General features: G+C 66.6%; 7 protein-coding genes. 6 read left to right on the forward strand and 1 reads right to left on the reverse strand.

Translation table 11 applies throughout. From position 1 onward, the window contains the following. The first annotated feature begins 610 nt into the window (after positions 1-610). The 3 genes from mltB to G5A07_RS20780 all read left to right on the forward strand — a co-directional run bounded on the left by mltB (position 611) and on the right by G5A07_RS20780 (position 4,348). Positions 611-1,756 carry a lytic murein transglycosylase B gene (mltB, locus tag G5A07_RS20770; RefSeq protein WP_049480366.1) on the forward strand — a complete coding sequence of 382 codons (1,146 nt, stop codon included), beginning with the start codon at positions 611-613 and terminating at the stop codon, positions 1,754-1,756. Next, positions 1,753-3,030, forward strand: coding sequence for a septal ring lytic transglycosylase RlpA family protein (locus tag G5A07_RS20775; RefSeq protein WP_049480367.1), 1,278 nt, complete (start codon positions 1,753-1,755; stop codon positions 3,028-3,030). The genes mltB and G5A07_RS20775 overlap by 4 nt, the downstream gene beginning before the upstream one ends. A 100-nt stretch (positions 3,031-3,130) precedes the next feature. Next, a complete protein-coding gene (locus G5A07_RS20780) occupies positions 3,131-4,348 on the forward strand; it encodes a D-alanyl-D-alanine carboxypeptidase family protein (protein ID WP_191863938.1) in 1,218 nt (405 codons plus the stop codon). Between the two features lie 122 nt (positions 4,349-4,470). Here G5A07_RS20780 and G5A07_RS20785 read toward each other — a convergent pair whose 3' ends face one another. Next, a complete protein-coding gene (locus G5A07_RS20785) occupies positions 4,471-5,544 on the reverse strand; it encodes a lipid A deacylase LpxR family protein (RefSeq protein WP_029379720.1) in 1,074 nt (357 codons plus the stop codon). A gap of 263 nt (positions 5,545-5,807) precedes the next feature. On the opposite strand from G5A07_RS20785, the gene G5A07_RS20790 reads away from it, so the two are divergent. Genes G5A07_RS20790 through lipA form a run of 3 tightly spaced genes read left to right on the forward strand, consistent with a single transcriptional unit; the run spans position 5,808 to position 7,812 of the window. Further along, complete coding sequence (locus G5A07_RS20790) at positions 5,808-6,086, forward strand: YbeD family protein (protein ID WP_005411067.1); 279 nt, start codon at positions 5,808-5,810, stop codon at positions 6,084-6,086. Next, positions 6,074-6,784: a lipoyl(octanoyl) transferase LipB gene (gene lipB / locus G5A07_RS20795; protein WP_032130311.1), complete on the forward strand. Its 711-nt coding sequence runs from the start codon at positions 6,074-6,076 to the stop codon at positions 6,782-6,784. The genes G5A07_RS20790 and lipB overlap by 13 nt, the downstream gene beginning before the upstream one ends. A gap of 17 nt (positions 6,785-6,801) precedes the next feature. Then, positions 6,802-7,812, forward strand: coding sequence for a lipoyl synthase (gene lipA / locus G5A07_RS20800; RefSeq protein WP_057504306.1), 1,011 nt, complete (start codon positions 6,802-6,804; stop codon positions 7,810-7,812). Positions 7,813-7,880 lie beyond the last annotated feature (68 nt).

Raw genomic sequence — 7,880 nt, forward strand, 5'->3', positions numbered from 1 at the left:
AGGGGCCAAGCTCCTCCATCAACACAGTTGCTCCAGGGACGGATTCACGGCGTCCCCCGCGTACCCAACCCGACCGGCCCACCCGCGGCTTCTCCTTTCCGCGACCACCCAGACACCACCCACGAGGGGCTGCGCCGTTGGCTGGAAACTTCCTGACTCTGCGCAACGCCCGTTGTGGAAGCGTTCTCACAACGATGCACGGCAGCACACCCGCTGACCAAAGTCCGGAAAAAACGTTAGCTGGTTCACACTTTTACAGCGCGTTGATCCTGATCAATGGACTTGTCGTAATCGGCCTGCACAATGGCGGCCCGTTCGGCACGGCGCGCCGTCAATCGTTGCAGCGCGAGGGGGCGTCGGGCTGGAGCAGTACTGATCCAACGGATACAGGGAGCGCGGGGTACTGCCACTGGGGAGCGGCAGCCGCGCGGGTATCGACCGGATCCGGTTGCCGGTTGCGTCTGCGGGGATGGGGACGCAACCGGCCACCTCTATCTGAATGGGGAAGCCCGATCACGACGCCTTCACATTTCCCGCTGAACGCGGGCAAATCGTTGTGATTCATGGTGTTAGGGGTTTTAATTCATCCATGACCTGCTAACCTGCGACGATGATTCGACGCACTCTGGCCTGCATGCTCACCCTCGGCCTGGTCGCCTGCGCGACCCAGCCGAAGTCCCCACCGTCTTCGCCCCAGGCCAGCAGCACGCCGCGCCAACCCGCCGCCAAGGCCCATGGCCCGGCCGAGGCCGCGCCCGAAGCCACCGCTGCCACCGCGCCGCCGGTCGATCTCACCCCGGTGCCGTTCGAGGTCGCACGGGCCCGCTTCATTGCCGATACCGCCAAGCGCTATGGCCTGAAGCCGGAGCAGATCAGCAGCGTGCTCGACCAGGCGCAGGTGCGCCAGCCGATCATCGCCGCGATGTCGCGCCCGGCCGAACGGGTCAAGCCGTGGAACGAATACCGGCCGATGTTCATCAGCAAGGCCCGCATCGATGGCGGCCGCGCGTTCCTGGCCCAGCATCGCGCCGAGCTGGATCGCGTGCAGCAGCGCACCGGTGTGCCGGCCGAAGTGATCGTGGCGATCATCGGCGTGGAAACCAGCTACGGCAAGAATGCCGGCAGCCATCGCGTGCTCGATGCGCTGTACACGCTGGCCTTCTATTACCCGCGCAGCGGCGACCCGGCCAAGCTGGAACGCGAAGTGCGCCGCGAGCTGTTCTTCCGCGATGAGCTGGCCAAGCTGTTCGAGCTGGGCCGCGAAGAAAACCTGGACATCACCACGCTCAAGGGCAGTTATGCCGGTGCGATGGGCATGGGCCAGTTCATGCCGTCCAGCTATCTGGATTACGCAGTGGACGGCAACGGTGATGGCCGTCGCGACCTGTTCACCAGCTACGACGACGTGTTCTCGTCCATTGCCAACTACTTCGTGAAGAAGGGTGGCTGGGTCCGTGGTGGCCAGGTGGCCGTGCCGGCCACGCTGGCGCCGGGCCGCGAGGAGTTCAATCCGACCGAATGGATGCCGACCTGGTCGATGGCCGACCTGGCGCAGCGCGGCTACCAGCCGAGCGCGCCGGTACAGCCGGGCGCCACCGCCACCCCGATCACGCTTGAAGGCAGCACCGGCAAGCAGTACTGGCTGGGCTTCCAGAACTACTACGCGATCACCCGCTACAACCTCTCGAAGATGTACGCGATGGCCGTGTTCCAGTTGTCCCAGGCCATTGCCGGACAGGAGCTGCCCCCGGCATGAACATCAGATGGCTGGTCCCAGGCTTGATCGTCCTCGCGCTGGCTGCCTGCAGCAGCGCGCCGAAGAAGCCGGCCACGGCCGGCCATGGTGGCAAGTCCGGCGGCACCCTGGTGCAGGGGCGCGGCTCGCGCCCGGCACACTGCCCGGAAGGGTCGCCGTACGCGGCGGCCAAGGAAGACCTGAGCACCCGCGGCAACTACACCGCCGGTGGCCTGTACAAGCCGGGCGTGCGCGACAGCACGCCGGATTACATTCCCAACGTGGCCTGCATTCCCGAGCCGGAAGTGACCGCCGAGGAGCGCTCGGCGATCGGCAACAAGTCGCCGTACGTGGTGCTGGGCAAGTCGTACAAAGTGCTTGATGACACCCGCAACTATGTCGAGCGCGGCACCGCGTCGTACTACGGCGCCAAGTTCCACGGCCGCCTGACCTCGAACCGTGAGGTCTACGACATGTACCAGTTCACCGCCGCGCACAAGACGCTGCCGCTGCCCAGCTTCGCCCGCGTGACCAACCTCGACAACGGCGAGTCGGTGATCGTGCGCGTCAACGATCGCGGCCCGTTCCATGATGGCCGCGTAGTCGATCTCAGCTACGCCGCCGCCGTGCGCCTGGGCATCACCCAGCGCGGTACCGGCAATGTCGAGGTGCGCGCGCTGCAGCCGGGCGAGGGCAACCTGCTGGCGCAAAAGCCCTCGCGCCGCGAACGTCGTGCTGCCGAAGCGGCCGCAACCACCACCGTGGCCAGCGCGCGCCCGACGCCGGCTGCACGCGCCACAGCCGACAGCGACATCGATCGCCTGGTCAAGCGCCTGCCGGGCGACAGCATGCCTGCGCGTGGCCAGCCGGCCACCACCCAGGGCGTGGCCAGCACCGTGCCGGATGTGGCGGTCAGCAGCCTGCCGCCGAGCGCGCCGCCGGTGCGCAGCACGGTGCCCGCTCCGGCTGTCGTGGCCAGCACCACTCCGCGCGCGGTGGCACCGGCACCGGTGCGCAGCGCATCGACCACGCCGGCCGTACCCAGCCTGTCGCAGCAGGTGGTGGGCGCGGTGATGGTGCAGGTCGCCAGCTTCTCCAGCCGCGACAATGCCAACCGCGCGATGGGCCAGCTCAACGCCGCCGGCATCGTCGGCGCGACCATCAGTGACATCGCTGCCGGTGGCCGCACCCTGTTCCGCCTGCGCGTTCCCGCCAGCGACCATGCCAGTGCTGCGGAACTTGCCGGCCGCATCGCCGGTCTGGGCCTGGGTTCGCCGCAGATCATCAAGGATTGATCCGCCCGGGCCGGTGCTGCCGGCCCATGCTCCCCCGGCCTTACAATGGCCGTTACGTTCCACCCTCCATTCCCGGCCGTCCCCTGGAGCCTGCTGTCCAATGAATTTCCGTTCCGCCGCCACCGCCCTGGCCGCCACCCTGGTGGTGGGCCTGGCTTCCGCCCATACGCCGCTGCCGACCCCGGCCACGCCGACGCCTGCCGCCGCTGCCGCCCCGGCCACTGTTGCCACTCCGCCGGCGCCCGCGCCCAGCGTGTCCAAGGCCTGGGTGCTGATGGATTACGCCACCGGCCAGGTGCTGGCCGGTGAAAACATCCACGAACAGCTGGCTCCGGCCAGCATCACCAAGGTGATGACGTCCTACGTGATCGCCGCCGAGGTCAAGAACGGCAAGGTCCGTGCGGATGACCAGGTGATGATGAGCGAGCGCGCCTGGCGCGAAGGTGGCGCCGGTACCGATGGCAGCTACAGCGGCTTCCCGGTCAACCAGACCGCGCGCCTGGAAGACATGGAAAAAGGCATGGCGATCCAGTCCGGCAACGACGCCGCGATCGCCCTGGCCGAACACGTGGCTGGCAGCGAGGAAGCCTTTGCTTCGCTGATGAACAGCTATGCCGCCAAGATCGGCATGAAGAATTCGCACTTCGTGAACGCCCATGGCCTGACCGCTCCGGGCCACCATAGCAGCGCCTACGATCTGGCACTGCTGGGCCGCGCGATGGTGCGCGATTACCCGGAAACCTACGCGTACAACAAGATCAAGGAATTCCAGGTCGGCAACATCAAGCAGCCGAACCGCAACCTGCTGCTGTGGCGCGATGGCAGCGTGGACGGCATCAAGACCGGTCACACCTCGGAAGCCGGTTACTGCCTGATGAGCTCGGCCCAGCGTGGTGACCAGCGTCTGGTGGCCGTGGTGCTGGGCGGCCAGTCGGAAAAGCAGCGTGCCGATGACAGCCTGGCGCTGTTGAACTGGGGCTTCCGCTTCTTCGAGACCCACCGCCTGTACGAACCGGGCAAGGCCGTAGCCGAGCACAAGGTCTGGAAGGGCACCACCGACAAGGTGCAGCTGGGCGTGGCGCAGCCGATGCTGGTGAGCGTGCCGCGCGGCCGCTACAACGACCTGAAGCCGAGCATCGATGTGCCCAAGACCCTGGAAGCACCGTTCACCGCCGGCCAGCAGATCGGCACCGTGAAGGTGATGCTGGATGGCAAGCTGGTGGCTGAAGCGCCGCTGGTGGCGGTGGCTGCCGTTGAACAGGCCGGCTTCTTCAAGCGCCTGTGGGACAGCTTCTGGATGTGGTGGGAATCGGAATGATCCACGCCCCGGCGTGGTGAAGGAAAAGGCCGGCGAATGCCGGCCTTTTCGTTCTGTAGAGTCGGGCCATGCTCGACTGTCGTTGCCATCAACCGGCGTGCCGACCAACGGTCGGCACCTACCTACAGAGACCGGCTGATGGTGAAGCTGCCGAACACCGGTGCTTCGCGCTGGCCGTTGAACTCGCGCGTGCTGTGGTAACGCGCCGCAGCGAACTTCCAGCGTCCGTACATCACGGCCACGCCGTAGCCGCCGTAAGCCACCACATGGCGCTTGTCCACGCTGTGACTGTTGCGGAACGTGTTGCCGTCCAGCGTGATGTCGCGGATCACCCAGGCAGCGTCCGAGGTCGCGAACAGGTGCCAGGACCAGCCATTGGGACGGCCACCGCGGGTCGGCGCCGTGTTCTCGCCGGCCGGGCGCAACGGCGTGCTGCCGAAGTCGTCCGGCAGCTTCCAGCCGAAGCGCACTTCACCGCCGAGGTTGGCCTTGGTTTCCAGGTTGCCGATCGATCCACCGTAGTGGCTGATGGCGTCCCAACCCCAGCCGTCGGCATTGACGCTGGCATCGCCCGGCCAGCGACGCATGCGCTCGTGGGTCAGCATGAACAGCGGCTCGTTGTGCAGCTGGTTGTCCCATCCCTTGAATTTCTCGTCGCCCAGCACGTCGTGCACGGCGTTCTGCACCTGCTTGCCCTGTGCCCACGGGCCGACCACGCCCAGCGTCAGCTGGGTGGTCTGCAGGCGGTCGCCGCTGCGCGCATTGAAACCGAAGTTTGCGATCAGTACGCCAGCGTAAGGGCGGTCGTCCTCGATCAGGTCCCTGCGGCTGAAATCGGTCGGGGTGAAGATACCCTGGCCGATGCTGAAGATCATGTTCTGCTGTTCGAACTTGCCCGGGTGCAGCCCTTCCAGGTACTGGTTCACCCAGCGCGCCATGCGCGGCAGGCAGGGGTCGTCGGTGTAATCGACCAGATTGGGCGAGACCAGGGTCAACAGTGCACCGTTGGTGTAGCCCTGGTCCTGGTGGCGGCCGCCGAACAGGTCATTGTCGACGCGGAAATTGACCTGCGGCGGGTGGTCGCGCATTGCGTCCGGACCACATTGTTCGGCCGCCTGGGCGGCAAGGGGGAGGGCAGCAGCCAGCAGGCCTGACAGCCCGAGGGCTGCAAGGCGGCGTTGGGAAGGGGGGCTCATGTGAGAAGTTGTTTCTGTCTGTCGTTATATGCTGCGACACGGTACTCGCGCGAACGTGATGGAACGAGCGCGTTCGGATCACTTGTCTGTTCCGAAAACGACATTGTCTCGTGAAGACAATCCTGCCCTGTCCTGCGGTGCGCCACGGGGCCGGGGCCAATGCTGAACGGCCGTTCAGCTGCAACGCAGCGACTCACCGGTGCACTGTTTGACGTTGATGAATACTCTTGGGTTTGTTGCCCTGCGGCCCGATAATGGGGGGCATGGAAATCAAGTCCGACAACCCCGACCACGGCTTCCAGTTCCCCGGCCAGTTCGAGCTCAGTGCCATGGGCCCGGCCAACCGCGGCCTGGAACATGAGCTCCCCCGCCTGCTGCTGGCTGCCGGCATCGATGTCGTCAATGAACGCATCAGCTGGAAGCATTCCTCCAACGGCAAGTACGTGTCCGTCCGCATCGTGTTCAAGGCCGAGAGCCGCGAACAGTACGACCTGGCGCACCAGGCGCTGCGCGACCACCCGGAAGTGAAGTGGACGCTGTAGCCGACAGCTGCCCGGCCGAAGCCGCCCCGGAAGACCGCGCGCCGCGTCCGGCGCTGGTCCGCGACCTCGGCCGCCAGGCGTACGAGCCGGTGTGGCGCGCCATGCAGCGCTTCACCGACCAGCGCAGCGAGGCCGACGCCGATGAGCTGTGGGTGGTCGAGCACGACCCGGTATTCACCCTGGGCCAGGCCGGCAAGGACGAGCACGTGCTGGCGCCGGGCGAGATTCCGGTGCTGCATGTGGACCGCGGTGGCCAGGTGACCTATCACGGCCCCGGCCAGCTGGTGGTCTATCCGCTGCTGCGCCTGCCACGGCTGGGCATCGGTGTGCGCGACTACGTATGCCGCATCGAGCAGGCCATCATCGATACCCTGGCCGAGTGGAACATCGGTGCCGAACGCCGCGAGGGCGCCCCGGGCGTCTACGTCGGTGGCGCCAAGATCGCCGCGCTCGGCATCCGCGTGCGCCGCGGCTGTACCTTCCATGGCCTGGCCTTCAACGTGGCCATGGACCTGGAACCTTTCCACCGTATCAACCCCTGTGGCTATCAGGGGTTGCAGGTGACCTCGGTAGTAGACTTGGGCGGGCCCTCCGGGATGGAGGCCGTCAAGCCGGTGCTGCTGGACCACCTGGCCCGCCAGTTCGGCCTGCTGCTGCAGCCCACGCCCGAACTGCCTGATCTTTCTGCGGCCGCCTGACCGCCCCCGGAACTGCCATGACTGAAACCACCGCCCGTTCCATTCCCCTGCAGATCGTGCAGGGCGACTCTCCGTCCGCCGCGCCGTTGCAGGCCGGGGTCAAGCAGCTGGGCGGTGACAAGATCAACCGCTCGCCGGTGCAGTTCGCCGACGCGCCGGTGCTGCGCAAGCCGTCCTGGATCCGCGTGCGCATTCCTTCGGGCAATGCCGTGCAGAACCTGAAGGCCAAGCTGCGCGAGAACCGCCTGGTGACGGTGTGCGAGGAAGCCAGCTGCCCGAACATCCACGAGTGCTTCGGCCACGGCACCGCCACCTTCATGATCCTTGGTGAAGTCTGCACGCGCCGCTGCTCGTTCTGCGACGTGGCCCACGGCCGCCCGAAGCCGCCGGATGCCAACGAGCCGGCCAGCCTCGGCCAGACCGTGGCCGACATGGGCCTGAAGTACGTGGTGGTGACCAGCGTCGACCGTGATGACCTGCGTGACGGCGGTGCCCAGCACTTCGTCGACTGCATCACCGCCATCCGCGAAAAGTCGCCGGGTACCCGCATCGAAGTGCTGACCCCGGACTTCCGCGGCAAGGGCCGCATGGAACGTGCGCTGGAGATCCTGGCGCAGAACCCGCCGGATGTGTTCAACCACAACATCGAGACCGTGCCGGATCTGTACCGCAACGTGCGCCCGGGTGCGGACTACCAGTGGTCGCTGAACCTGCTGAAGAACTTCAAGGCGCAGCACCCGGACGTGCCGACCAAGAGCGGCATCATGCTGGGCCTGGGCGAAGACTTCGAACAGATCAAGGCCACCATGCGTGACCTGCGCGCGCACGACGTGGACATGATCACCATCGGCCAGTACCTGCAGCCGACCGCGCACCACCACCCGGTGCTGAAGTACTGGACGCCCGAGGACTACAAGGCGCTGGAAGTCTACGGCTACGAACTGGGCTTCAGTCACGTGGCCTCCGGCCCGATGGTGCGCTCGTCGTACCACGCCGATGTCCAGGCCAAGGGCGCAGGGGTTTCCTGACCGGTAGCGCCGGGCCATGCCCGGCGGTTCCCTCCCGCTGCGCTCGCCGGGCATGGCCCGGCGCTACC

Source organism: Stenotrophomonas sp. AS012628, from assembly GCF_010608305.1.
Lineage (GTDB): Bacteria > Pseudomonadota > Gammaproteobacteria > Xanthomonadales > Xanthomonadaceae > Stenotrophomonas > Stenotrophomonas geniculata.